The sequence below is a fragment of the Yaniella sp. genome, assembly GCF_030453185.1.
Lineage (GTDB): Bacteria > Actinomycetota > Actinomycetes > Actinomycetales > Micrococcaceae > Yaniella.
Genome location: NZ_JAKDKW010000003.1, coordinates 22,272 through 45,762 on the forward strand (window position 1 = coordinate 22,272; position 23,491 = coordinate 45,762).

Sequence of the window (23,491 nt, forward strand, 5' to 3'; positions counted from 1 at the left end):
GACTATGTCCACAGAAAACTCATTCGGCCTCATGCGCATCGGCCTGGCCACCGCCGACCAAATCCGCGAGTGGTCCTACGGTGAGGTCAAAAAACCTGAAACCATTAACTACCGAACACTGAAGCCAGAAAAAGACGGCCTCTTTTGTGAACGCATCTTCGGTCCAACCCGTGACTGGGAATGCTACTGCGGTAAGTACAAACGTGTCCGTTACAAGGGCATCATTTGTGAACGCTGTGGTGTAGAAGTTACCCGTTCCAAAGTACGTCGTGACCGCATGGGCCACGTCGAACTCGCAGCGCCAGTAACTCACATCTGGTACTTCAAGGGTGTCCCGTCACGTCTGGGCTACCTGCTGGACTTGGCACCGAAAGATCTCGAAAAGATCATCTACTTCGCTGCCTACATGATCACCAGTGTTGACGAAGAAGCTCGTCACACCGATCTGCCAAACCTGCAGGCCGAACACGACCAGGAAATTAGCTTCCTCAAGAAGCAGCTCGACTCCGATATCGCAGCGATCTCGCGTGAACTCGAGGAAGAACTCGCCGAACTCGAAAAATCGGGTGCGAAAGCTGCAGAGCGTGAAAAAGCCAAATCCCTGGCCGAAAAGACCATGGGGCAGGTTCGCAAACGCTCCGAGGCAGAAATCGACCAGATGGAAGAAGTCTGGGAGCGTTTCAAGAACCTCAAAGTTGGCGACCTCGAAGGCGAAGAGCACATTTTCCGCGCCATGCGTGACAAGTACAGCGAGTACTTCGAAGGCTCCATGGGTGCCGAATCGATTCAGCGCCGTCTGCAAACCTTTGATCTGCATGGTGAAGCAGAAAAACTGCACGAAATCATCCAGACCGGAAAAGGCCAGCGCAAGACCCGTGCTCTGAAGCGTTTGAAAGTGGTCAATGCATTCTTGACCACCGACAACTCGCCAGAAGGCATGGTCCTGGACGCTGTCCCGATCATTCCACCAGAGCTGCGACCAATGGTTCAGCTGGACGGCGGACGCTTTGCGACCTCAGATCTCAACGATCTTTACCGTCGTGTGATCAACCGGAACTCGCGTCTGAAGCGCCTGCTTGAACTCGGTGCTCCCGAGATCATCGTGAACAACGAAAAGCGCATGCTGCAGGAATCTGTCGACTCCCTCTTTGATAACGGCCGTCGCGGCCGTGCAGTGACCGGGCCGGGTAACCGTCCACTGAAGTCACTGTCCGACATGCTCAAGGGTAAACAGGGTCGTTTCCGTCAGAACTTGCTCGGCAAACGTGTCGACTACTCCGGTCGTTCAGTTATCGTGGTTGGTCCACAGCTGGAGCTGCACCAGACCGGTCTGCCAAAACAGATGGCACTGGAACTGTTCAAACCATTCGTGATGAAGCGCCTGGTTGATCTCAACCATGCACAGAACATCAAGTCTGCAAAGCGCATGGTAGAACGTACCCGTCCACAGGTTTGGGACGTGCTCGAAGAAGTCATTACCGAACACCCGGTACTGCTCAACCGTGCACCCACCCTGCACCGCCTTGGTATCCAAGCATTCGAACCGCAACTGGTGGAAGGTAAAGCTATCCAGCTGCACCCACTGGTTTGTGCTGCATTCAACGCTGACTTCGACGGTGACCAGATGGCAGTCCACCTGCCACTGAGCCCAGAAGCTCAAGCAGAAGCACGTGTGCTGATGTTGTCCTCGAACAACATTCTGAAACCATCCGATGGTAAGGCCGTTGCCGTACCGTCACAGGATATGGTTATCGGGCTCAACCACCTGACCGATGTGCGCGACGATGTCGTGGGTGTGGGCAACGCCTACTCCTCACTCGGTGAGGCCATTATGGCCATGGATGCCGGCAAGGTACACCTGAATGCGACCATCACCATTGGTGTAGACGGCTTCGTCCCATCGGATGCACAAGCAGCACCGGAAGGTTGGGAAGCCGGACAGCGCACAAACCTTGAAACAACTCTTGGCCGCGTCCTGTTCAACCAGCTGCTCCCAGCCGACTACCCATGGGTAGAAATGGTAGCTACCAAGGGCACCCTCGGAGAGTTGGTCAACGACCTCGCCGAACGTTACCCACTGGCGGAAACCGCGGGCGCTTTGGATAATCTCAAAGACGCCGGTTTCTACTGGGGCACCCGTTCCGGTGTAACCGTTGCGATCTCCGATATCACGTCCAACTTCGATAAAGCCTCGATCATGGAATCCTACGAGGACCAAGCCGCCAAGGTGCAGGTCCAGTACGAAACCGGTCTCATCGCAGACGAAGAACGTCGTGCCGAGCTGATTGACATTTGGAACAACGCCACCGACGAAGTTGCACAAGCAATGCAGGACGGCATGGGCAAACAGAACGCCATTAACCGTATGGTCACCTCCGGTGCCCGCGGTAACTGGCTGCAGGTTCGCCAGATTGCCGGTATCCGTGGTCTGGTTGCGAACCCGAAGGGTGAGATTATCCCTCGTCCGATCAAGTCCTCCTACCGTGAGGGCCTGTCGGTTCTGGAATACTTCTCCGCTACCCACGGTGCTCGTAAGGGTCTTGCCGATACCGCGCTGAAAACCGCGAACTCCGGTTACCTGACACGTCGTCTCGTCGACGTCTCCCAGGATGTCATCGTGCGTGAGGAAAGCTGTGGCACTCGCCGCGGTCTCAACGTCACCATCGCTGAACCAAACGCCGACGGCGAATTGGTACTGGTCGATGATGTCGAGACCTCCTCGTACTCCCGTGTGTTGGCCACCGATGTCAAAGATGCAGACGGAACTGTTGTCGCACAGGCCGGAGAGGATGTCGGCAGCACCAAGCTCGACGAGCTGCTGGCAGCTGGCATCACCGAAATCCGTGTGCGCTCGGTCCTGACCTGTGAATCAAGTGTCGGAACCTGTGCCAACTGTTACGGTCGCTCGATGGCTACCGGCAAGGTAGTAGACATCGGCGAAGCCGTTGGTATTATCGCCGCGCAGTCCATTGGTGAACCAGGTACACAGCTCACTATGCGTACCTTCCACACCGGTGGTGTTGCATCGGCTGACGATATTACCCAGGGTCTGCCACGTATTCAGGAACTCTTCGAAGCTCGTACACCAAAGGGTGTCGCGCCAATCTCAGAGGTCGCCGGTCGTGTGAACATCGAAGAAGACGACAAACAGGTTCGTCTGGTGCTCACGCCGGATGACGGTTCTGAAGAAATGGCCTATCCGGTCCTGCGTCGCTCCCGTCTACTCGTAGAAGACGGTCAGCACGTAGAGGTCGGTACCCAGCTTGTTGCAGGTGCTATCGATCCGAAACAGGTACTCCGTGTTCTTGGTCCACGCGCTGCCCAGAAATTCTTGGTCGACGAGGTCCAAGAGGTTTACCAGTCACAGGGTGTTGGCATTCACGATAAGCACGTGGAAGTCATCGTCCGTCAGATGCTGCGTCGAATCACCATTATCGATTCCGGTGAAACCGACCTGCTGCCTGGTGAATTAGCTGACCGTGCTCGGTTCGTCGCTTCCAACCGTGCGGCGGTTGCAGAAGGCAAACGCCCAGCAAGCGGTCGTGACGAGCTCATGGGTATTACCAAGGCCTCGTTGGCTACGGACTCCTGGCTCTCTGCCGCATCCTTCCAGGAAACCACTCGCGTCCTCACGCAGGCCGCAATGGAAGGCAGAGCTGACCCACTGCTTGGTCTCAAGGAAAACGTCATCATCGGTAAGCTCATTCCAGCCGGTACCGGCCTGGACCGCTATACCAATGTTGCCGTGGAACCAACCGACGACGCCAAGGCGAACATGTTCACCGGCGCTGCTGCATTCCCGGACTTCGATTACCCGGGAATGGATACCGAAATCGGTGGAGACTTCCATGCGATTCCGCTGGAAGACTACGGCATGGGTGGAGAATTCCGCTAAGCCCGTAGGCCCGTCGAATCGGTCCTAAGATACAAAAGAACCAGTGCGAATCATCGCACTGGTTCTTTTGTCTTAAGTAACTGCTAGCTGAAGTTAACCACGGGTGACAGGGCGGCGCTTCACCATCTGCGCCATCACCAGACTGTAGACGCCGGCAAACCAAGTGATGCCCACGCCGAGCCAATGCGGCGGGTTCATGGCAACGACTGCGATCAGCCCGATGATCAACAATAGGAAGCCCAACACATTGAGCATGATGAATAGTGCCGTCGAAGGCGACGTCGTCGGTTTCGTGTCGTGTTGTGCCATCGGCCTTATACCTTCTTGTGTAGCTATAACAAAGTGCGTTCAGTACCACAGTAGTCTGCTTGGCAGGCCGCGACGAACGCGATCGCTGTCCAAGAAGCACAAAGGCCACCGAACGAGAAATATCTCAATTCGATGGCCCAATGTGGAAGTGTATTCAGAGACCGGTTTAGCCTCGACGTTCCAAATACATGGTGAATGCCCGAGCAAGCACCTTGTTGATCGGCAAATCCCACTCACCCATGGTTTGCACAACGTCCGCACCCATGGTGGTTTTAAACCGGGTTAGCCCCGCAAGCTCGTGTTCCTTGTTCAGTGTGGCTGATACACCGCCGAGGTCATACCACGCCGCACCGGCTTCAAGACTGAGCTTAATTTGTTCTAGCTGGAGGGCCCGTGGTGCGTAGCGTTTTGACTCAGCGCGGGTGGAAGCACCGTACACGTACCACCCAGTATCTTGTTGCTGTACGTAGATGGCTGAAGCTAAGAGCTGGTCTTCGTAATGTGCGAATAACACCTTGCACTGGGATGTCTCTGATTCATTGAGCGCGTGCATCATAGACTCAAAGTAACTTTGGGGACGACCGGTGAAGTTATCGCGTTCCGCAGTTTCTTCATACAGCGTTTGCCAGGCAGCGACATCGTCGAGTCCGCCCGAAGTGATAGAGAGCTCGGAGCGAGTGGATTTTCGTGTTTGACGACGAGACGTGCTGTCCATTCGCATCAAGACTTCTTCCACGGCCTGTTCAAATTCAGGCGATTCGCGGTCAGCACGCTGCTCAGGGGTTAGCTGGGGGAGCGGAATGCGGGCCTGAAACTGGGCTTGGCCTGCAACAAAATCTTCAGAGAGTTCGGGTTTCTGCCAGCCCTTGCGGACCAGAGTGTTTTCCATCTTCCAGGCAGTCGTATTGGACTCAACCGGCTGCAGTTCGGGGATCATACCGTGCTCTCCACCGGATAACGCCTTGCGAACATCGTCGGCGTCCCACCGGCGCAGATCCAAGGGAAGACCCATACGAATCATAAAGGCCCCTTGACTGCGTGCATGCGGGACTAGCGGTTCAAGCACTGCGTCGAGCTCAACGAGGTCCGGATCGAACAGGGGGCCATCGGCAATATATGCTAATGAGCGTCCGCGTAACCCCGGTACTGGGATTGGACGATATAGCACTAACGAAGCAGCAACGAGTTCGTCATTGTCGAACCAGCCAAGTGATTGGCTTCGCCAAGCCGGTTTTGTTCTCGGCCAGATGGGGTTCTGCAAAAACGACGCTCTTGCTTGTTCGGCAATGAATTCGTGATGCTGTTCAGTTGAAATCTCTTGGATGCGCAGAGTCTTATGATGTGTCACCCTTCCAGCGTACCCCAGTGAGCCAGGGGTCGAGGGGTCGCAGCGGACGGTGCGCCGATTGCTAGTTGCTACACTCGACGATTATGAGCAACCAGATTCCAGCCTCGCAACCGTTCGTTCCTGTGATTACCGGGGGAGACCTAGGAGCGTATAGTCTTGCGCGTGAATTTCATGAAGCGTTCGGCGTGAAGTCAGCCGTTGTTCCGACTGCCGAAAATCTCGTTGTTGGCGGAAGCAAGATCACTCAGCTTTTCCCGGCAGGTCCTATGTTTGACTCTGCCCGTGTAGTCCGGCATTTGGGCGATGTAGCAAATATGCTGCAACAAGAAGGCCCGCGACCGCTCATCCTGTCTGCCGGATATGACCATCTCGTACGAATTATGATTGAACACGACGCCGAGCTGAGAGAGATGGGATATGTCTTTCCGAACCTGACCGTTGAACAACTGGATCAGGCTTCTCTTAAAGAGAACTTCTATGCCTTGTGTGAAAAGCACGGGATTCATTATCCACGCACAGCCATCTATGAATGTGCACAGGGTGAAAAACCAGTTGCTGAATTCGTCACTGAACTTGCTGCACCCGACTGGCAGTATCCATTGATACTCAAAGCCGGTGATGGCGGTGAATGGGCAAATACGCGATTCGACGGTCGCCGGAAAGTCCACTATTTGGAAACACCCGATGAGCTAGCAGACATCCTATACAAAGCGAACGACGCCGGTTATCAAGGGACCCTGATCATCCAGCAATTCATCCCTGGCCCGGATTCGAATCTGCGGATCCTCACCCACTTCCGCGACCGTCACGGCAATAATGCCCTGTCCGGCCTCGCCGAGGTCATCGTAGAAGATCATGCGTCGGGGCTGGAGGGAAACTCCCGGGCTCTTCTCGCAGCAACTGATCCAACACTTGAAGCCCAGGGTGCTGAGCTCATGGAGGCACTGGACTGGCACGGCTTCGGCATGTTCGACGTTAAAATCCATCAGCATACGGGCGAGCCATATTTTCTCGAGATGAACCCGCGTTTGGGTCGACATCACTACTATTTGACTATTGCCGGTACTAACCCTGCGCCATACCTGGTCCGAGAATTCGTTGAAGCAGCAGAGCACCCAGCTGCCACTACCACTGCCGGCCCTGCAGCATCCATGACGATCCCGATGAAATTGGCTTATCAGTATGCTTCCGACGAGCAGGCAGCGCAACTTGATGCGGCGAAAGATGCCAAACTCATTGGTTGGCCGCTGCGTTACGCTAAGGATCGCAATATCAAACGCGACCTATATCAGCGCCTCCGTCTCACCAAGGCTGCACGTGAAATCGACCATGTGCCAGGTACAATGAATTCCTAGTTGTGATCACCATCGCAAGCAACACTTAAATTTTCCCCTCGTGCTTGAACCTGCTACACTGAGAACGATTGTTTCAAAGTGGCAGTAGGACTCTGTCCGGGTTGCGGGGATCTTGCGCAACAAATGCCACCTTTTTGCACGTCCAAAGGCAAAGCCTTTTAGACGTCGAAAAAAGACCAAGCTTTCTTTCGAATCGTCGCGGCATTGCGCCGCCTCGATCCGTTCGAATGAAGATGAGAATATACGGAGATTATTTTGCCAACAATTCAGCAGTTGGTCCGGAAGGGCCGCACACCAAAGGCAAAGCGTGTTGGTGCGCCAGCGCTTAATTCGCGCCCAATGCGCCGTGGTGTGTGCACTCGCGTGTACACCACGACCCCAAAGAAACCGAACTCCGCGCTGCGTAAAGTCGCACGTGTCCGCCTGGCCGGTGGTATCGAAGTTACCGCCTACATCCCAGGTGAGGGTCACAACCTCCAGGAGCACTCCATTGTGCTCGTACGCGGCGGTGGCGTGAAAGACCTTCCAGGTGTCCGCTACAAGATTGTTCGCGGTGCTCTGGATACCCAGGGTGTTAAAGACCGTCGTCAAGCTCGTAGCCGTTATGGTGCCAAGAAGGAGAAGAAGTAACCCATGCCACGTAAAGGACCTGCGCCCAAGCGCCCACTGGTAGTTGACCCGGTTTATGGTTCATCCCTGGTCACCCAGCTGATTAATAAAGTTTTAGTCGATGGTAAGAAATCGACTGCCGAACGTATCGTCTACGGTGCCTTGAACGGTACTCGTGACAAAGGCGGCGACGATCCAGTAGCAACCCTGAAGAAGGCCCTGGATAACGTGCGCCCTGCCCTCGAAGTCCGCTCACGTCGTGTTGGTGGCGCCACCTACCAGGTACCTGTTGAGGTAAAGCCTGGCCGTGCCACCGCGTTGGCACTGCGTTGGTTGGTTACCTTCTCGAATGCACGCCGCGAAAAGTCGATGACTGAGCGACTGACTAATGAAATTCTGGATGCTTCCAACGGACTGGGTGCAGCTGTAAAACGTCGCGAAGACGTGCACAAGATGGCTGAAGCTAACAAGGCGTTTGCCCACTACCGCTGGTAAATCAAACCCAACTCAGTACTCATTCCGAGCCGTTGCCTCATCCAGGAGTCTGTGGCTCTAGGAAATTAGGCAACAACAAAGGGAGACCCTGTGGCACAACAAGAAGTGCTTACCGACCTCAATAAAGTTCGTAATATCGGCATCATGGCTCACATTGACGCCGGTAAAACTACTACAACCGAGCGGATCCTGTTCTACACCGGTGTGAACCACAAACTGGGTGAAACCCACGATGGTGCGTCTACAACCGACTGGATGGCACAGGAAAAAGAGCGCGGTATCACCATTACCTCAGCAGCTGTTACTAGCTTCTGGGAAGGTAACCAGATTAACGTCATCGACACTCCTGGTCACGTTGACTTCACTGTTGAAGTTGAGCGTTCCTTGCGTGTTCTCGACGGTGCAGTCGCTGTATTTGATGCCAAAGAAGGCGTAGAACCACAGTCTGAAACCGTATGGCGTCAAGCAGACAAATACGGTGTACCTCGTATCTGCTTCATCAACAAGATGGACAAGCTCGGTGCTGATTTCTACCACACCGTAGAAACCATCAAGTCCCGTCTGGGTGCCAAGCCACTGGTCATGCAGCTGCCAATCGGCGCAGAGAACGACTTCATTGGTGTAGTCGACTTGCTCACCATGAAAGCGTTCGTCTGGCCAGCAGATGCCAAGGGTGACACCAAGCTCGGTGCAACCTATGAGATCGAAGAAATTCCGGCTGACCTTCAGGAACGTGCTGAACAGTACCGTAACGAACTCATCGAATCCGCTGCTGAATCGTCAGAAGAACTGATGATGAAATACCTCGATGAAGGCGACCTCACCAACGACGAGATTAAAGCCGGTATCCGTGCTTTGACCGTCGCTGACGAAGCCTACCCAGTATTCTGTGGTTCCGCTTTCAAAAACCGTGGTGTACAGCCGATCATTGATGCTGTTGTTGACTACCTGCCATCCCCGCTGGACGTTGAGTCCGTCAAGGGTCTTGCAGTCAACGACCCAGAGCAGGAATTGACTCGTAAGCCACGCCTTGATGAGCCATTCTCCGCACTGGCTTTCAAGATTGCGGCTCACCCGTTCTTCGGTACGCTCACTTACATTCGTGTGTACTCCGGAAAGATCAAGGCCGGCGACCAGATTCTGAACGCAACCAAGCAGAAGCAAGAACGCGTTTCGAAGCTGTTCCAGATGCACGCCAACAAGGAAAACCCTGTTGACGAAGCACAGGCAGGCCATATCTACGCTGTAGTTGGTCTCAAGGACAGCACCACCGGTGACAGCCTCTCAGCGAAAGATGCTCCGATCATCTTGGAATCCATGGAATTCCCAGAACCAGTGATCTCGGTGGCCATTGAGCCGAACTCGAAGGGTGACCAGGAAAAACTCTCGACCGCTATCCAGCGTCTGTCGGCAGAGGACCCAACCTTCACGGTCAACCAGAACGAAGAAACTGGCCAGACTGAAATCGGCGGCATGGGCGAACTACACCTCGATGTGTTGGTAGACCGCATGAAGCGTGAATTCAAGGTTGAAGCAACCGTTGGTAACCCACAGGTCTCCTACCGTGAAACGATTCGACGCAAGGTTGAATCCGTTGACTACACCCACAAGAAGCAGACCGGTGGCTCCGGGCAGTTCGCGAAGGTTGTCGTAACCTTCGAACCACTGGAGACCGAAGACGGCGAAATTTACGAGTTCAAGAACTCCGTGACCGGTGGACGTATTCCACGCGAATACATCCCATCGGTAGACCAGGGTATCCAAGAAGCCATGCAGTTCGGTGTCCTTGCTGGCTACCCCATGGTTGGCGTCAAGGCAACACTGCTCGATGGTGCTTACCACGATGTTGACTCGTCTGAGATGGCGTTCAAACTCGCAGGTTCACAGGTCTTCAAGGAAGGTATCAAGCGTGCGAAGCCGGTTCTTCTCGAACCAGTTATGTCCGTAGAAGTACGCACCCCTGAAGAATACATGGGTGACGTCATTGGAGACCTCAACTCCCGTCGCGGTACCATCGAATCGATGGAAGACGCTGCTGGTGTGAAAGTCATCAAATCCAAGGTTCCGCTGTCCGAAATGTTCGGTTACATTGGTGACCTGCGCTCCCGTACCCAGGGTCGCGCGGTCTACACCATGACCTTCGATTCATACGGCGAAGTTCCTGGATCGGTCTCTGAAGAAATTATTCAGAAACACACTGGCGCATAACTTAGAATAGTTAGCCGGCTAGATTTAGGGTGGTGGGTCTGCAAAGACCCACTATCTACCAAACAGCATGTATCCCCGAACATGAGGTTTGGTCTAGGACAAGGGTCCGGTCCGCACCTGCGGCCAAGGTTGTTTAGCAATCTACGGACCGGTCCTACCCACCGGGGAAATTCAGTAAACACAACATCTGACGTAGACTGGACCAAAGTCAGACCGCCACAAGCGGCTGCATGTCCTTCTCCAGTCGAACAGTTCTAGGAGGAATCTGTGTCGAAGGCAAAGTTCGAGCGGACAAAGCCGCACATTAACATCGGTACCATCGGTCACGTTGACCACGGTAAAACCACCCTGACCGCTGCGATCTCCAAGGTACTTGCCGATAAGTACCCAGAGTTCAACGAACAGCGCGACTACTCCGATATCGACGGTGCGCCAGAAGAGCGCCAGCGCGGTATTACTATTAACGTCTCCCACGTTGAGTACGAAACCGAAAAGCGTCACTACGCACACGTAGACGCCCCAGGTCACGCTGACTACATCAAGAACATGATCACCGGTGCTGCCCAGATGGACGGCGCAATTCTTGTTGTTGCTGCCACTGACGGCCCAATGGCTCAGACACGTGAACACGTACTGCTTGCCAAGCAGGTTGGCGTACCAGCACTGTTGGTCGCACTGAACAAGTCCGACATGGTCGACGACGAAGACCTGCTGGAACTGGTCGAAATGGAAGTACGCGAACTGCTGTCTTCCCAGGAATTCGACGGTGACGACGCTCCAGTCGTTCGTGTTTCCGCCCTGAAGGCCATCGAAGGTGACGAAAAATGGGTAAAATCCGTTGAAGAGCTCATGGAAGCTGTCGACGAGTTCATCCCAGAACCAGTTCGTGACCGCGATAAGCCATTCCTGATGCCGATCGAAGACGTCTTCACCATTACCGGTCGCGGTACTGTTGTGACCGGTCGTGCAGAACGCGGTACTCTCGCAATCAACTCCGAAGTTGAAATCGTTGGTATCAAGGATTCGCAGAAGACTACCGTCACCGGTATCGAGATGTTCCACAAACAGCTCGACGAAGCCTGGGCAGGCGAAAACTGTGGTCTGCTGCTGCGCGGTCTGCGTCGTGAAGATGTTGAACGTGGCCAGGTTGTTGTCAAACCAGGTTCGATCACACCACACACCTCCTTCGAGGCGAACGTCTACATCTTGTCGAAAGACGAGGGTGGCCGTCACAACCCGTTCTACTCGAACTACCGTCCACAGTTCTACTTCCGTACCACTGACGTAACCGGTGTTATCACCCTGCCAGAAGGTACCGAAATGGTCATGCCAGGTGACACCACCGAAATGACTGTTGAACTGATCCAGCCGATCGCTATGGAAGATGGCCTCGGCTTCGCAGTTCGTGAAGGTGGACGTACCGTTGGTTCAGGTCGTGTAACCAAGGTCATCAAATAAGTTTGATGCACCGCTGATGTACTAGCTTTTAGCTAGACTCGAATGAAACCCCCGCCACGTGCGGGGGTTTTATTTTGTTCAAAAACATTTGATCCCTACATCTGAAGCATGCGCTCGTCAACCGCGGGGGAGCGGACCGCCAGGATGCGAAAGTTAAGGCGTATTGCTAAGGTAAGGGCGCGGCCGAAACCGAGATTGTGTGTTCTACGACATCGGTCCGCACGATTCGCAATATGCGCAAATTTCTGTCATAATGGACAGGTTGCTCAAAACAGCTGTGCCTGGAATGCCAACAATGTTGGGCTTCAGGACCTTACCAATTGAGCGGACGTCAACTTTCCCCAGACGTAGCTTCACGCGTGGTCTGGAGAGCAAAAACTTGATGGTCTCACATGGCCGAGGAACCCGTCACACGGATTCGACCATATGAGCGAAAACAAAACATGCAGCAGCATTTGCTGTGAACATGTACACAGGGACAGGTACTCAACTAGTACGGAAATGAGGCAGACGCCATGGCGGGACAAAAAATCCGCATCCGGCTGAAGTCATACGATCACGAAGTGATCGACACTTCAGCGCGGAAGATCGTTGATACGGTCACACGCGCAGGCGCACAGGTAGTAGGCCCGGTTCCACTACCTACTGAGAAGAACGTGTTCGCCGTGATCCGTTCTCCGCACAAATACAAAGATAGCCGTGAGCACTTTGAAATGCGTACTCACAAGCGTCTTATCGACATCGTAGACCCGACTCCAAAGGCTGTTGACTCGCTTATGCGCCTCGACCTGCCAGCGGACGTCAACATTGAAATCAAACTCTAAAACTAGGGAGGTGCTGAGAAAACTATGACCATATCCCCAAAAATCAAGGGACTCATGGGCACGAAGCTCGGCATGACCCAGGTATGGGACGAGAACAACAACCTCATTCCCGTGACTGTGGTTCAGGCTGAGCCTAACGTAGTGACCCAGCTTCGTAACGATGAAGCAGATGGCTACTCTGCCATCCAAATTGCATACGGTGCAATTGACCCCCGCAAGGTCTCCAAACCATTGGTCGGACACTTCGACAAAGCCGGTGTTACACCGCGTCGTCACGTCGTCGAGATCCGTACCTCCGACGTAGTCGACTACACCCTCGGCCAGGACCTGACCGTTGAACAGTTCGAGGCAGGACAACTTATTGATGTCACCGCGAACTCCAAGGGTAAGGGCTTCGCAGGTGCCATGAAGCGTCACAACTTCGGCGGCGCAGGCGCATCCCACGGTCAGAAGAAGAACCACCGTAAACCGGGTTCTGTTGGTGGCGCTGCCACTCCAGGCCGTGTTTTCAAGGGCAAAAAGCTTCCCGGCCGTATGGGCAACGTCAAAACAACCACCCAGAACCTTACTCTGCACGGCATCGATGTAGAGAACAACTTGCTGCTCGTTAAAGGCGCAGTACCTGGCCCTCGCGGTCGTGTTGTATTGGTTCGCGATGCAGTGAAGGGAGCCTAACACCATGGCTGTCAAGAAAGTATCGGTGGATCTACCAGCTGAACTGTTTGATGTCGAATCAAACGTCGCTTTGATGCACCAGGTTGTCAATGCACAGCTTGCCGCTGCACGCCAAGGCACTCACTCGACGAAAACTCGTGCTGAGGTTTCTGGTGGTGGACGTAAACCGTTTCGTCAAAAAGGTACCGGTCGCGCTCGTCAGGGTTCCATTCGTGAACCACAGATGACCGGCGGCGGTATTGCACACGGTCCACAACCGCGCGATTACTCGCAGCGTACACCCAAGAAAATGAAGTCCGCAGCACTGCGTGGTGCACTGTCTGACCGTGCCCGCAACGGCCGTATCCATGTCATCGAGTCACTTGTGGCACAGGAAACTCCGTCGACCAAAGCTGCAAAGACTGCACTGGCTGAAGTCCAAAACGAACGTCGCAACTTCCTAGTTGTTATCGAGCGTTCCGACGATGTCGCTGCGCTGTCAACTCGTAACCTGCAGCATGTTCACACCCTGTATGCTGATCAGCTCAACACCTATGACGTGTTGAAAGCTGATGACGTGGTCTTTACCAAGCCTGCATACGACGCCTTCGTGGCCGCTGCAAGCGCGAAGTAGAAGGAGACCACATGAGCACCAACATTGATAAGAATCCGCGCGACGTGATCATTGCTCCCGTCGTGAGCGAAAAGAGCTACTCGGATATGGACGAAGGACGTTATACGTTCGTCGTTGATCCGCGTTCAAACAAGTCTGAAATCAAGCTGGCTATCGAAAAGATTTTCGACGTCAAAGTGGCTTCAGTCAACACCATGAACCGTGAGGGTAAGCGTCAGCGTACCCGTTTCGGATACGGCCAGCGTAATGCTACTAAGCGTGCTGTCGTCACTCTGAAGGAAGGTTCCATCGACATCTTCGGAGGTCCGGTTCTGTAAGGAACCGGAGACCACTTAATCGAGGAATATAACTATGGCAATTCGTAAACATAAGCCGGTTACCCCGGGCCAGCGTGGCTCGTCGGTTTCCGACTTTCAACAAGTAACTCGAAATGCGCCGGAAAAGTCGTTGCTGCGCCCACTCTCTAAGAGCGGCGGTCGCAACAACCTCGGACGCATCACATCACGTCACCGTGGTGGCGGACACAAACGTCAATACCGTTTGGTCGATTTCCGTCGTCACGATAAAGATGGCATCCAGGCCAAGGTCGCAGAAATTGAATATGACCCGAACCGTACTGCCAACATTGCACTGTTGCACTATGTCGATGGAGCCAAGCGCTACATCCTGGCACCTGCTCGTCTGAAGCAAGGTGACATGGTGGAGTCTGGCCCAAACGCCGACATCAAACCGGGCAACAACCTGCCACTTCGCAACATGCCATTGGGTACTGTGATCCACGCTGTGGAACTCCGTCCAGGTGGCGGCGCGAAAATGGCACGTTCAGCTGGAGCTTCAATCCAGCTCGTTGCCCGTGAAGGTAAGTACGCACAGCTTCGTCTCCCATCCGGCGAAATCCGCAACGTTGATATCCGTTGCCGCGCCACCGTTGGTGAAGTCGGCAACGCCGAACAAATCAACATTTCCTGGGGTAAAGCTGGACGTATGCGCTGGAAAGGCGTTCGTCCGCAGACCCGCGGTGCCGCCATGAACCCTGTGGATCACCCACACGGTGGTGGTGAAGGTCGTACATCCGGTGGACGTCACCCGTCCAACCCGAACGGCAAGAAGGAAGGCCGCACACGCCGTCCTAAAAAGGCCAGCGACCAGTACATCGTGCGTCGTCGTCCGAAAAGCAAGAAGAATCGATAGGAGCTGATCTCAGATGCCACGCAGCCTGAAGAAGGGCCCCTACGTAGATCAGCACTTGTACCTGAAGGTTCTTGCTGAGAACGAAAAGGGCTCCAAAAACGTTATCCGCACTTGGTCTCGTCGCTCGATGATCATCCCGGACATGCTTGGTCACACCATTGCTGTCCATGATGGTCGCAAGCACGTGCCGGTATTCATCACTGAATCCATGGTCGGACATAAACTGGGAGAATTCGCGCAAACGCGTACCTTCCGCGGCCACTCCAAGGACGACCAGAGAGGCCGCCGCTAGTAGCGGCTGGCTGATCGTAAGAGAGGATTAAGCAATGGAAGCCAAGGCAATTGCACGCTATTTGCGTGTTACGCCAATGAAGGCCCGGCGCGTCGTCGACCTTGTTCGTGGTAAGCAAGCGAATGAAGCCCTGGCCATCTTGAAGTTTGCCCAGCAGGGCGCTTCAGACCCCGTCTACAAGGTACTCGCATCCGCGGTATCCAATGCACGGGACAAAGCCGATCGTGAAGGACTGGCCTTCAACGAGGAAGAACTGTTCGTCAGTGAAGCCTTCGTTGATGAAGGACCAACCATGAAGCGCTTTCAACCACGCGCTCAAGGACGTGCCTTCCAAATCAACAAACGCACCAGCCACGTCACCGTGGTCGTTGCAATCGATGAAGATCAGAAAGGTGGGACCAACTAAATGGGTCAGAAGATTCACCCACACGGATTCCGCCTCGGCATTACCAAAGATCACGTTTCCCGTTGGTTCGCTGATTCCAGCGTTGCTGGCCAGCGTTACAAGGACTTCGTCAAAGAAGACGTGCATATCCGCAGCCTGCTGCAGGACGGCATGGAACGTGCTGGTATTTCCAAAGTTGAGATCGAACGAACCCGAGATCGTGTCCGCGTAGACGTACACACAGCTCGCCCTGGTATCGTCATCGGTCGCCGTGGTGCGGAAGCTGATCGCATTCGCCGTGAACTTGAAAAGCTCACAGCAAAGCAGATCCAGCTCAACATCCTAGAAGTTAAGAAACCAGAACTCGATGCACAGCTGGTAGCACAAGGTGTTGCCGAACAGCTCACCGCACGTGTGGCATTCCGCCGTGCAATGCGTCGTTCCATCCAGTCAGCCATGCGCGGTGGCGCAGAGGGTATCCGTATTCAGGTATCCGGTCGACTGGGCGGTGCCGACATGGGCCGTACCGAGTTCTACCGTGAAGGTCGTGTACCGCTGCACACCTTGCGCGCCAACATCGACTTCGGTCGCTTCGAAGCGAAAACCACATTCGGACGCATCGGCGTCAAAGTGTGGGTTTATAAGGGCGACCTGACCGATAAAGAACTGGCAGCTCAAGAAGCAGCTCAGCCATCCGGTCGTGGTGGCCGCGGTGGCCGTGGTGGTCCACGCCGTCGTCGCGGTGGCGCCCAGCAGGGTGCACGCTCAGGCGCTCAAGGAGGCAACGCCTAATGCTTATCCCACGTCGCGTAAAATACCGTAAGCAGCACCGTCCAGGTCGTAAAGGTATGGCCAAAGGCGGCACCGAAGTAGCCTTCGGTGAATGGGGACTGCAGGCAACCGGCCGCGCATATGTCACGAACCGTCAGATCGAGGCAGCTCGTATCGCGATGACTCGTTACATCAAACGTGGCGGCCACGTCTGGATCAACATTTTCCCAGATCGTCCATTGACAAAGAAACCAGCCGAAGTTCGTATGGGTTCGGGTAAAGGCTCCCCAGAGTTCTGGGTTGCCAACATCAAACCCGGGCGTGTTATGTTCGAACTTTCCGGCGTTACTGAAGAAGTTGCACGCGAAGCCCTTCGCCTGGCCGCACACAAGCTGCCACTCAAGGCTCGCATTGTACGCCGAGAGGGTGGTGAATAAACATGGCACTGGGTACACCTGAACTATCCACAGATGCTTTGGACGGTTTCGATAACGCACGTCTGCGCGAAGAACTCGACAAAGCTAAAGCCGAGTTATTCAACCTGCGCTTCCAAGCGGCAACCGGTCAGATTGAAAATACCGGTCGCATCAAAGTCGTCAAACGCGACATTGCACGTGTAATGACTGTGCTGCGCGAACGCGAACTTGGTATCCGCGAAGAGATCGAAGCCAGCGAAGAAGACATCAAAGACAAAAAGAAAAGCCGCAAGTAGGCTGAGGAGGAAACACAGTGACTGAGTCTGTTGACACCGCAGCCGCACCAGATCGTAACTATCGCAAAACTTTGCGAGGGGTAGTCGTTTCCGACAAGATGGAAAAAACCATCGTCGTCGAAATCGAATACTTCAAACAGCACGCTCTGTACGGCAAAATCATGCGTCGGACCAAACGAGTTAAAGCACACGACGAAGAAAACACCGCCGGTATCGGCGATAGTGTTCGTCTTGCTGAGACCCGTCCGCTGTCGAAATCGAAAAATTGGCGTCTGACGGAAATCGTCGAACGCGCCAAGTAAGCGATACGCTCACGTAAAATACGTATAATTCATCCGTACCAGCTAGCTGGTACGGATGAATTGTTTAACAAGACATTGTAGAACTTGCCCACGGCTGCAAGGTCGTCTCGGAACGATTTTTCAAAACTGTGAGCATTAGGGTAAGCTGTTGTAGCTGTGCCCTTTTCATAGCTCGGCCATCCACCGGGCATCTGACGAAAAGTAAGCGCAACATCTTGCACAAACGTGCCTCGGCCCCGGCTCAAAAGCACTGTGTGACGACCTACCTCTGTGCGTAAGTCGGCCACATACGTCTCACCTAGTCGGGGGTAAGCACAGCAAGACTATTTCCATGACCGTTCCGCAAGGCTCGGCCCAACCGAGGGACGAGAACCAGCGAGACAAGCAGGAGTAAGCAAGTGATTCAACAAGAATCGCGGCTCAAGGTTGCCGACAACACCGGTGCGAAGGAAATTCTCACCATCCGTGTCCTCGGTGGCTCTGGACGCCGCTATGCATCAATCGGCGACGTTATTGTCGCTACCGTAAAAGACGCCATTCCAGGCGGTGCCGTCAAAAAGGGCGACGTCGTCAAGGCAGTTGTCGTGCGTGCTAAGAAATCAGTGCGCCGTCCAGATGGCTCCTACATCAAATTCGACGAAAACGCAGCCGTCATCCTTCGTCAGGATAACGAACCGCGCGGAACTCGTATCTTCGGCCCTGTGGCCCGTGAGCTACGTGACAAGCAGTTCATGCGTATCGTTTCGCTGGCACCGGAGGTGATTTAACCCATGGCTAAGATCAAAAAAGATGATCTCGTACAGGTTATTTCAGGTAAAGATCGCGGCAAACAGGGCAAAGTCCTGCGCGTACTTCCTAAAGAAGAACGTGTACTGGTAGAAGGCGTCAACCGTGTTACCAAACACGTACGCGCTGGTCAGGGCCCCGATGGCTCAACTGAAGGTGGGCTCGTAGTTCAAGAAGCTACCATGCACATCTCCAACGTTGCTGTCGTTGACCCTGAAACCGAAAAACCTACTCGCGTTGGTTACCGTTTTGAAGAAGTCGAAGAAGATGGCGAAACCAAGACCGTAAAGGTCCGTTTTGCCAAGGCCTCTGGAAAGGAGCTGTAATGACCCAGGTATCTGAAAACGCAGCCCCGAAAGTCACGCCTCGTCTGAAGACCAAGTACCGGGACGAAATTAAGCCCGCACTGCAAAATGAGTTTGAATACTCGAACGTAATGCAGATCCCAGGTCTGGTAAAGATCGTGGTCAATATGGGTGTCGGTGAAGCCGCACGTGACTCTAAAGTCATCAACGGTGCGATCGCAGACCTGACACAGATCTCCGGTCAGAAACCGCAGGTAACCCGCGCCAAGAAGTCCATTGCACAGTTCAAACTGCGCGAAGGAATGCCAATTGGCACGCACGTCACCTTGCGTGGCGACCGTATGTGGGAGTTCCTGGACCGTCTGGTTACCTTCGCATTGCCACGTATTCGTGACTTCCGAGGCCTGAGCCCACGCCAGTTCGATGGCAACGGCAACTACACCTTCGGTCTGTCCGAACAGTCCGTGTTCCACGAAATCGATCAAGACAAAATCGATCGCGTGCGCGGTATGGATATCACCGTCGTGACGTCCGCAAAAAACGACGAAGAAGGCCGCGCGCTGCTGCGTGCTCTGGGCTTCCCGTTCAAGGCAGACCAGTAATCCAACTACGTTATAGGTCCTGTTTCGGTGTACCGACTCAGGAAACCACAACGAGAAAAGGCTAAAGCCACATATGAGTATGACCGACCCCGTCGCAGACATGTTAACTCGTCTGCGCAACGCCAACTCGGCGCATCACGATGTCGTGACCATGCCGTCTTCAAAACTGAAGACCGGTGTTGCCGAGATCTTGAAAAACGAAGGCTACATCACCAGCTGGAAAGAAGAAGACGCACGCGTAGGTAAAAACCTCGTCATGGACCTGAAATTCGGTCCACAGCGTCAGCGTTCCATTGCTGGTCTACGCCGCATCTCTAAACCAGGCTTGCGCGTTTACGCCAAATCCAACAACCTGCCACACGTGCTGGGCGGATTGGGCATCGCCATCCTGTCGACCTCGTCAGGCCTGCTGACCGACCGTCAAGCAGCTTCCAAAGGTGTAGGTGGGGAAGTCCTCGCCTACGTCTGGTAACGGAAAGGAAGGAAAACAATGTCACGTATTGGAAAGCTTCCGATCACCGTACCTTCCGGCGTTGAAGTTGCAATCAACGGCTCCGATGTGTCTGTAAAAGGACCCAAAGGTGAGCTGGGAATGTCTATAGACGGCCCGATTGAAGCCAAGCTTGAAGAAAATATCATCACAGTCATGCGCCCAGATGAGGAACGCGAATCTCGCTCACTCCACGGCCTGACTCGCACCCTGATCAGCAACATGATCGTCGGTGTCACCGATGGCTACTCCAAGAAATTGGAATTGCACGGTACCGGTTACCGCGTAGTAGCCAAGGGCAACGACCTCGAAATGCAGCTGGGCTTCTCGCACAGCATCGACGTCGCGGCCCCAGAAGGCATCACATTTGCCATTGAGGGCAACACAGTGACTGTCTCAGGCATCGATAAACAACTGGTCGGCGAAACAGCCGCCAACATCCGTAAATTGCGTATTACCGAACCTTATAAGGCCAAGGGTATTCGCTACGAGGGTGAGACCATCCGCCGCAAGGCCGGAAAGGCAGGTAAGTAATGTCAACTGTCAGTATCAAAGGCAAAGGCAAAAGCGCTGCCCGCCGTCGCCGTCACTCTCGTGTTCGCAAACGGATCCACGGCACCGCGGTACGCCCGCGTCTGGTAGTAAACCGTTCGGCCCGTCACATCTTTGCTCAAGTCATCGACGACGAAGCCGGTGTCACCCTGGTTTCAGCCTCCACTATGGAAGCTGACCTGCGTGCACAGGATGCCGAGAAAACGGAAAAAGCCCGCAAAGTAGGCGAAATCATCGCTCAGCGTGCTGACGACGCTGGCGTGACTCAGGTGGTCTTTGACCGCGCAGGTCACAAATACCACGGTCGTATAGCCGCTGTTGCTGACGGCGCACGGGAAGGTGGACTGCAGCTGTGACCGAAGCAAATAACGAAAAGGACACTAAGGTGACCGAAACAACTCAAGAGTCTGTATCGGAAACCTCATCAGGCTCTGAAAGCCAGAGCGTCGAGCGCCAAGAGCGCGGTGGCCGTTCAGGCCGGGGCCAACGCTCCGACCGCGGCGACCGTGGATCACGTAAAGGTGGTCGCGATGACAACCGCGACCAGTTCCTCGAACGTGTTGTACAGATCAACCGTGTTGCCAAAGTGGTCAAGGGCGGACGTCGTTTCGCGTTTACCGCACTCGTCGTTGTAGGCGATGGCGATGGCATGGTTGGCGTTGGCTACGGTAAAGCAAAAGAAGTACCAGCAGCCATTGCTAAGGGTGTAGAAGAAGCGAAGAAGAACTTCTTCCGCGTCCCCATGGTTGGCACCACCATCCCTCACCTGTCACAGGGCGAGGATGCCGCCGGTGTTGTACTCTTGCGTCCAGCCTCACCAGGTACCGGTGTTATCGCCGGTGGTCCAGTGCGTGCTGTGCTTGAAGCAGCCGGCATCAACGATGTCCTGTCCAAATCCATGGGCTCGGCAAACGCCATCAACATTGTGCGTGCAACTGTCGAAGCCCTGCGTCAGCTTGAAGGCCCAGAAGAGGTCGCAGCTCGTCGCGGACTGCCAGTTGATGAAGTTGCGCCAGCGTTCATGCTGCGGACCATCGCTGAAGATCGCGCAAAGCGTGCCGAGCAGAAGGCAGGTGCATAGGAATATGTCTAACTTCGATTCGACACCGAAAAACATTTCGCCATCCGCAGCGAGCCTGACCATCACTCAGGTGCGCTCGGCAATTGGTCGTAAACCACAGCATCGTGAAACCCTACGGTCACTCGGTCTCAAAGGTATCGGTAATTCCGTTACCCGCTCGGCCGACGCCGTCACCGTGGGCATGGTCAACGCCGTGTCCCACCTGGTAAAGGTCGAGGAGGTCTAGTAATGGCTGAAGAACAACAAGACGCCATCAAACTTCACGACCTACGCCCAGCAAAAGGCTCTAACAAGTCCAAGCTGCGCTATGGTCGTGGTGAATCGGGTAAGGGCGGCAAGACCGCGACCCGCGGTACCAAAGGTACGCGTGCTCGTAACACCGTGCCAGCAGGCTTCGAAGGTGGACAGCTACCGCTGCACATGCGCCTTCCGAAACTGCGTGGCTTCCGTAACCCAGCGAAGGTCACCTTCCAGGTTGTAAACCTGGCGAAGCTGACCGAAGCCTTCCCAGAAGGCGGCGACGTTACCGTTGACGCTCTCGTGGAAAAAGGCTTGGTTCGCAAGAACCAGCCCGTCAAGGTGTTGGGCACGGGCGACATCTCGGTAGCCGTCAATGTTACCGCTGATGCGTTCTCCAAGTCAGCAGTCGATAAAATCGCTGCTGCCGGAGGCACAACAACCACTGCATAACACTGTCCAGTAAGATGGCAGTGCTATCACTCCGCGGCCCTCGATCTCTGACGAGTCTCGTCATAGGTCGAGGGCCGTAGGTTTTAACGTTAGAATTCTACTCGTGCTTAGAATAGGCACGAGTGTGTACGGACGATCTGGTGATGACCGGATCCATCAAAGTGCGCTCAGCACTACTTTCAGGAGGACACTTGTTCAGCGCGATAGCCAGGGTTTTAAAGACCCCAGATCTGCGGACCAAGATCCTGTTTACACTTGGTATTATCACCATCTACCGCATTGGTGTATTCATTCCAGCGCCCAGTGTCGACTACGGTAACGTCCAGATGTGTCTGGCCCAGGGGGATACCTCCGGGGGCCTGTACTCGTTTGTGAACATGTTCTCAGGTGGTGCTCTACTCCAAGTCTCCATCTTCGCGCTCGGTATCATGCCGTACATCACCGCAGCCATCATCACGCAGCTGTTGCGCGTGGTCATTCCAGCCTTTGAGCGTCTTCAAAAAGAAGGCCCAGAGGGTCAAGCTCGTCTTACCCAGTACACGCGGTACCTGACGGTTGGGCTAGCTCTGCTCAACGCAACCACTATCGCCACCTTGGCTCGTTCCGGTGCACTGTTGAACTGTAACCAGTCCTTGCTGAACAGCGATGGCATCTGGGCCACCCTGCTGCTTGTGATGACGCTGGCTATGGGCGCCATAGTCATTATGTGGATGGGTGAACAGATCACCGAGCGCGGTGTTGGTAACGGTATGTCATTGATGATCTTCGTATCCATCGCAGCTGGTTTCCCTGCCGGCCTCGGCGCTATCTGGCAGACTCAGGGCTGGCGCACGTTCGCACTGGTCATGGTTATTGGTATTGCGGTAATGATGCTGATCGTCTTCGTGGAAGATTCACAGCGTCGCGTCCCCGTACAATATGCGCGCCGACAGATTGGGCGACGAACCGTAGGCTCAACGACTACCTACATCCCAATCAAGGTCAACATGGCCGGGGTCATCCCGGTGATCTTCGCGTCCTCGATTTTGATGCTGCCGCAGATTCTGATCCAGTTCAATATGCCAACTGATGGTTCGGAGCCAGCCGGATGGGTTGTCTTCATGCAGCAGTACTTCGGTAGTGGATCACATCCGGTCTATATGGCCACGTTCTTCTTGATGACCATTTGCTTCACGTACTTCTACGTGACGATTACCTTCAACCCGCAGGACGTGTCTGACAATATGAAACGCCAGGGCGGGTTCATTCCAGGCGTGCGTGCGGGTCGCCCAACCGTGCAGTATCTCGAATACGTGATCTCACGGGTGACTTTCGTCGGTGCCCTGTACCTGGGCATGATCGCTATGCTCCCGCTGATCGCGTTCGTACTGATCGGTGCCGATGAGAACTTCCCGTTCGGCGGTACATCTATTCTCATTATGGTTGGTGTCGCATTGAACACCATCAAGCAGATCGACGCACAGATGGAACAGCGCCATTACGAAGGTTTGCTCCGGTAAGCTGTTTCCAGAACCACACGTTTCCCTAGCAAGGACAGGACAAA

General features: G+C 54.4%; 29 protein-coding genes. 27 read left to right on the forward strand and 2 right to left on the reverse strand.

The genetic code is table 11. The features are described from left to right. Positions 1 to 4 precede the first annotated feature (4 nt). Entirely contained in the window at positions 5 to 3,895 is a 3,891-nt protein-coding gene (locus L0H14_RS01015) for a DNA-directed RNA polymerase subunit beta' (RefSeq protein WP_301416287.1), read from the forward strand. Positions 3,896 to 3,988: 93 nt separating this feature from the next. Here the strand turns inward: L0H14_RS01015 and L0H14_RS01020 are convergent, their stop codons facing one another. Together L0H14_RS01020 and L0H14_RS01025 are read right to left on the reverse strand one after the other, a co-directional pair. Continuing rightward, positions 3,989 to 4,204: a hypothetical protein gene (locus L0H14_RS01020; protein ID WP_301416285.1), complete on the reverse strand. Its 216-nt coding sequence runs from the start codon at positions 4,202 to 4,204 to the stop codon at positions 3,989 to 3,991. Between the two features lie 166 nt (positions 4,205 to 4,370). Beyond that, positions 4,371 to 5,552: a peptidoglycan bridge formation glycyltransferase FemA/FemB family protein gene (locus L0H14_RS01025; RefSeq protein WP_301416283.1), complete on the reverse strand. Its 1,182-nt coding sequence runs from the start codon at positions 5,550 to 5,552 to the stop codon at positions 4,371 to 4,373. Between the two features lie 83 nt (positions 5,553 to 5,635). Here L0H14_RS01025 and L0H14_RS01030 point away from each other — a divergent pair, with 83 nt between their 5' ends. The 26 genes from L0H14_RS01030 to secY all read left to right on the forward strand — a co-directional run bounded on the left by L0H14_RS01030 (position 5,636) and on the right by secY (position 23,447). Further along, a complete protein-coding gene (locus L0H14_RS01030) occupies positions 5,636 to 6,907 on the forward strand; it encodes a hypothetical protein (protein WP_301416281.1) in 1,272 nt (423 codons plus the stop codon). Between the two features lie 255 nt (positions 6,908 to 7,162). Beyond that, positions 7,163 to 7,537 carry a 30S ribosomal protein S12 gene (gene rpsL / locus L0H14_RS01035; protein WP_301416279.1) on the forward strand — a complete coding sequence of 125 codons (375 nt, stop codon included), beginning with the start codon at positions 7,163 to 7,165 and terminating at the stop codon, positions 7,535 to 7,537. A 3-nt stretch (positions 7,538 to 7,540) separates the two neighbouring features. Continuing rightward, positions 7,541 to 8,011, forward strand: coding sequence for a 30S ribosomal protein S7 (gene rpsG, locus L0H14_RS01040; RefSeq protein ID WP_301416277.1), 471 nt, complete (start codon positions 7,541 to 7,543; stop codon positions 8,009 to 8,011). A 90-nt stretch (positions 8,012 to 8,101) separates the two neighbouring features. Then, positions 8,102 to 10,219 carry an elongation factor G gene (gene fusA / locus L0H14_RS01045; protein WP_301416275.1) on the forward strand — a complete coding sequence of 706 codons (2,118 nt, stop codon included), beginning with the start codon at positions 8,102 to 8,104 and terminating at the stop codon, positions 10,217 to 10,219. Positions 10,220 to 10,486: 267 nt separating this feature from the next. Next, the gene (gene tuf, locus L0H14_RS01050) at positions 10,487 to 11,677 is read left to right on the forward strand and encodes an elongation factor Tu (protein ID WP_301416273.1); all 1,191 of its coding nucleotides are present in this window, start codon (positions 10,487 to 10,489) and stop codon (positions 11,675 to 11,677) included. A gap of 515 nt (positions 11,678 to 12,192) precedes the next feature. After that, positions 12,193 to 12,501: a 30S ribosomal protein S10 gene (gene rpsJ, locus L0H14_RS01055; protein WP_022871386.1), complete on the forward strand. Its 309-nt coding sequence runs from the start codon at positions 12,193 to 12,195 to the stop codon at positions 12,499 to 12,501. A 24-nt stretch (positions 12,502 to 12,525) separates the two neighbouring features. Next, the gene (rplC, locus tag L0H14_RS01060; protein ID WP_301416272.1) at positions 12,526 to 13,176 is read left to right on the forward strand and encodes a 50S ribosomal protein L3; all 651 of its coding nucleotides are present in this window, start codon (positions 12,526 to 12,528) and stop codon (positions 13,174 to 13,176) included. 4 nt (positions 13,177 to 13,180) lie between these two features. Beyond that, a complete protein-coding gene (gene rplD, locus L0H14_RS01065) occupies positions 13,181 to 13,789 on the forward strand; it encodes a 50S ribosomal protein L4 (RefSeq protein ID WP_301416270.1) in 609 nt (202 codons plus the stop codon). Positions 13,790 to 13,800: 11 nt separating this feature from the next. Continuing rightward, positions 13,801 to 14,106, forward strand: a complete 306-nt coding sequence (gene rplW / locus L0H14_RS01070; protein ID WP_301416269.1) for a 50S ribosomal protein L23 — start codon at positions 13,801 to 13,803, stop codon at positions 14,104 to 14,106. Positions 14,107 to 14,140: 34 nt separating this feature from the next. Further along, positions 14,141 to 14,980, forward strand: a complete 840-nt coding sequence (gene rplB, locus L0H14_RS01075; protein ID WP_301416267.1) for a 50S ribosomal protein L2 — start codon at positions 14,141 to 14,143, stop codon at positions 14,978 to 14,980. 13 nt (positions 14,981 to 14,993) lie between these two features. Beyond that, positions 14,994 to 15,272: a 30S ribosomal protein S19 gene (gene rpsS, locus L0H14_RS01080; RefSeq protein ID WP_022871381.1), complete on the forward strand. Its 279-nt coding sequence runs from the start codon at positions 14,994 to 14,996 to the stop codon at positions 15,270 to 15,272. Positions 15,273 to 15,306: 34 nt separating this feature from the next. After that, a complete protein-coding gene (rplV, locus tag L0H14_RS01085) occupies positions 15,307 to 15,678 on the forward strand; it encodes a 50S ribosomal protein L22 (RefSeq protein WP_301416265.1) in 372 nt (123 codons plus the stop codon). Next, positions 15,679 to 16,449: a 30S ribosomal protein S3 gene (gene rpsC, locus L0H14_RS01090; protein WP_301416263.1), complete on the forward strand. Its 771-nt coding sequence runs from the start codon at positions 15,679 to 15,681 to the stop codon at positions 16,447 to 16,449. It begins immediately after the preceding gene. Beyond that, positions 16,449 to 16,865, forward strand: coding sequence for a 50S ribosomal protein L16 (gene rplP / locus L0H14_RS01095; protein ID WP_301416261.1), 417 nt, complete (start codon positions 16,449 to 16,451; stop codon positions 16,863 to 16,865). Before rpsC ends, rplP begins: the two co-directional genes overlap by 1 nt. Positions 16,866 to 16,867: 2 nt before the next feature. After that, positions 16,868 to 17,140: a 50S ribosomal protein L29 gene (gene rpmC, locus L0H14_RS01100; protein ID WP_301416259.1), complete on the forward strand. Its 273-nt coding sequence runs from the start codon at positions 16,868 to 16,870 to the stop codon at positions 17,138 to 17,140. A 17-nt stretch (positions 17,141 to 17,157) separates the two neighbouring features. Then, positions 17,158 to 17,442 (forward strand): 30S ribosomal protein S17, encoded by a 285-nt coding sequence (gene rpsQ / locus L0H14_RS01105; RefSeq protein WP_301416257.1) that lies wholly within the window; start codon positions 17,158 to 17,160, stop codon positions 17,440 to 17,442. Between the two features lie 398 nt (positions 17,443 to 17,840). Next, positions 17,841 to 18,209, forward strand: a complete 369-nt coding sequence (rplN, locus tag L0H14_RS01110; protein WP_022871376.1) for a 50S ribosomal protein L14 — start codon at positions 17,841 to 17,843, stop codon at positions 18,207 to 18,209. Positions 18,210 to 18,212: 3 nt separating this feature from the next. After that, the gene (gene rplX / locus L0H14_RS01115; protein ID WP_301416253.1) at positions 18,213 to 18,554 is read left to right on the forward strand and encodes a 50S ribosomal protein L24; all 342 of its coding nucleotides are present in this window, start codon (positions 18,213 to 18,215) and stop codon (positions 18,552 to 18,554) included. Then, positions 18,554 to 19,135, forward strand: coding sequence for a 50S ribosomal protein L5 (gene rplE, locus L0H14_RS01120; protein ID WP_301416251.1), 582 nt, complete (start codon positions 18,554 to 18,556; stop codon positions 19,133 to 19,135). The genes rplX and rplE overlap by 1 nt, the downstream gene beginning before the upstream one ends. A 73-nt stretch (positions 19,136 to 19,208) precedes the next feature. After that, positions 19,209 to 19,607 carry a 30S ribosomal protein S8 gene (gene rpsH / locus L0H14_RS01125; RefSeq protein WP_301416249.1) on the forward strand — a complete coding sequence of 133 codons (399 nt, stop codon included), beginning with the start codon at positions 19,209 to 19,211 and terminating at the stop codon, positions 19,605 to 19,607. An 18-nt stretch (positions 19,608 to 19,625) separates the two neighbouring features. After that, complete coding sequence (gene rplF / locus L0H14_RS01130) at positions 19,626 to 20,159, forward strand: 50S ribosomal protein L6 (protein WP_301416247.1); 534 nt, start codon at positions 19,626 to 19,628, stop codon at positions 20,157 to 20,159. Further along, positions 20,159 to 20,533 carry a 50S ribosomal protein L18 gene (gene rplR / locus L0H14_RS01135; protein WP_301416245.1) on the forward strand — a complete coding sequence of 125 codons (375 nt, stop codon included), beginning with the start codon at positions 20,159 to 20,161 and terminating at the stop codon, positions 20,531 to 20,533. The genes rplF and rplR overlap by 1 nt, the downstream gene beginning before the upstream one ends. Further along, positions 20,530 to 21,258 (forward strand): 30S ribosomal protein S5, encoded by a 729-nt coding sequence (rpsE, locus tag L0H14_RS01140; protein ID WP_301416243.1) that lies wholly within the window; start codon positions 20,530 to 20,532, stop codon positions 21,256 to 21,258. The genes rplR and rpsE overlap by 4 nt, the downstream gene beginning before the upstream one ends. Before the next feature lie 4 nt (positions 21,259 to 21,262). Next, positions 21,263 to 21,484, forward strand: coding sequence for a 50S ribosomal protein L30 (rpmD, locus tag L0H14_RS01145; RefSeq protein ID WP_301416241.1), 222 nt, complete (start codon positions 21,263 to 21,265; stop codon positions 21,482 to 21,484). 2 nt (positions 21,485 to 21,486) lie between these two features. Further along, on the forward strand, positions 21,487 to 21,948 hold the full coding sequence (gene rplO / locus L0H14_RS01150) for a 50S ribosomal protein L15 (RefSeq protein WP_301416239.1): 462 nt from the start codon (positions 21,487 to 21,489) through the stop codon (positions 21,946 to 21,948). A gap of 191 nt (positions 21,949 to 22,139) precedes the next feature. Then, on the forward strand, positions 22,140 to 23,447 hold the full coding sequence (gene secY / locus L0H14_RS01155) for a preprotein translocase subunit SecY (RefSeq protein ID WP_301416329.1): 1,308 nt from the start codon (positions 22,140 to 22,142) through the stop codon (positions 23,445 to 23,447). Positions 23,448 to 23,491 lie beyond the last annotated feature (44 nt).

Excerpts from the sequence above, each read along its gene's own strand:
- rplP (WP_301416261.1), top strand. The coding sequence starts at position 16,449 with ATGCTTATCCCACGTCGCGTAAAATACCGTAAGCAGCACCGTCCAGGT.
- L0H14_RS01020 (WP_301416285.1), bottom strand. The coding sequence starts at position 4,204 with ATGGCACAACACGACACGAAACCGACGACGTCGCCTTCGACGGCACTA.
- rpsJ (WP_022871386.1), top strand. The coding sequence starts at position 12,193 with ATGGCGGGACAAAAAATCCGCATCCGGCTGAAGTCATACGATCACGAA.
- rplR (WP_301416245.1), top strand. The coding sequence starts at position 20,159 with ATGTCAACTGTCAGTATCAAAGGCAAAGGCAAAAGCGCTGCCCGCCGT.
- rplE (WP_301416251.1), top strand. The coding sequence starts at position 18,554 with ATGACCCAGGTATCTGAAAACGCAGCCCCGAAAGTCACGCCTCGTCTG.
- rplB (WP_301416267.1), top strand. The coding sequence starts at position 14,141 with ATGGCAATTCGTAAACATAAGCCGGTTACCCCGGGCCAGCGTGGCTCG.
- rplW (WP_301416269.1), top strand. The coding sequence starts at position 13,801 with ATGAGCACCAACATTGATAAGAATCCGCGCGACGTGATCATTGCTCCC.
- rplD (WP_301416270.1), top strand. The coding sequence starts at position 13,181 with ATGGCTGTCAAGAAAGTATCGGTGGATCTACCAGCTGAACTGTTTGAT.
- rpmC (WP_301416259.1), top strand. The coding sequence starts at position 16,868 with ATGGCACTGGGTACACCTGAACTATCCACAGATGCTTTGGACGGTTTC.
- rpsC (WP_301416263.1), top strand. The coding sequence starts at position 15,679 with ATGGGTCAGAAGATTCACCCACACGGATTCCGCCTCGGCATTACCAAA.
- L0H14_RS01015 (WP_301416287.1), top strand. The coding sequence starts at position 5 with ATGTCCACAGAAAACTCATTCGGCCTCATGCGCATCGGCCTGGCCACC.
- rplO (WP_301416239.1), top strand. The coding sequence starts at position 21,487 with ATGGCTGAAGAACAACAAGACGCCATCAAACTTCACGACCTACGCCCA.
- rpmD (WP_301416241.1), top strand. The coding sequence starts at position 21,263 with ATGTCTAACTTCGATTCGACACCGAAAAACATTTCGCCATCCGCAGCG.
- rpsS (WP_022871381.1), top strand. The coding sequence starts at position 14,994 with ATGCCACGCAGCCTGAAGAAGGGCCCCTACGTAGATCAGCACTTGTAC.
- rplF (WP_301416247.1), top strand. The coding sequence starts at position 19,626 with ATGTCACGTATTGGAAAGCTTCCGATCACCGTACCTTCCGGCGTTGAA.
- rpsH (WP_301416249.1), top strand. The coding sequence starts at position 19,209 with ATGAGTATGACCGACCCCGTCGCAGACATGTTAACTCGTCTGCGCAAC.
- rplC (WP_301416272.1), top strand. The coding sequence starts at position 12,526 with ATGACCATATCCCCAAAAATCAAGGGACTCATGGGCACGAAGCTCGGC.
- rpsG (WP_301416277.1), top strand. The coding sequence starts at position 7,541 with ATGCCACGTAAAGGACCTGCGCCCAAGCGCCCACTGGTAGTTGACCCG.
- L0H14_RS01030 (WP_301416281.1), top strand. The coding sequence starts at position 5,636 with ATGAGCAACCAGATTCCAGCCTCGCAACCGTTCGTTCCTGTGATTACC.
- rplX (WP_301416253.1), top strand. The coding sequence starts at position 18,213 with ATGGCTAAGATCAAAAAAGATGATCTCGTACAGGTTATTTCAGGTAAA.
- rplV (WP_301416265.1), top strand. The coding sequence starts at position 15,307 with ATGGAAGCCAAGGCAATTGCACGCTATTTGCGTGTTACGCCAATGAAG.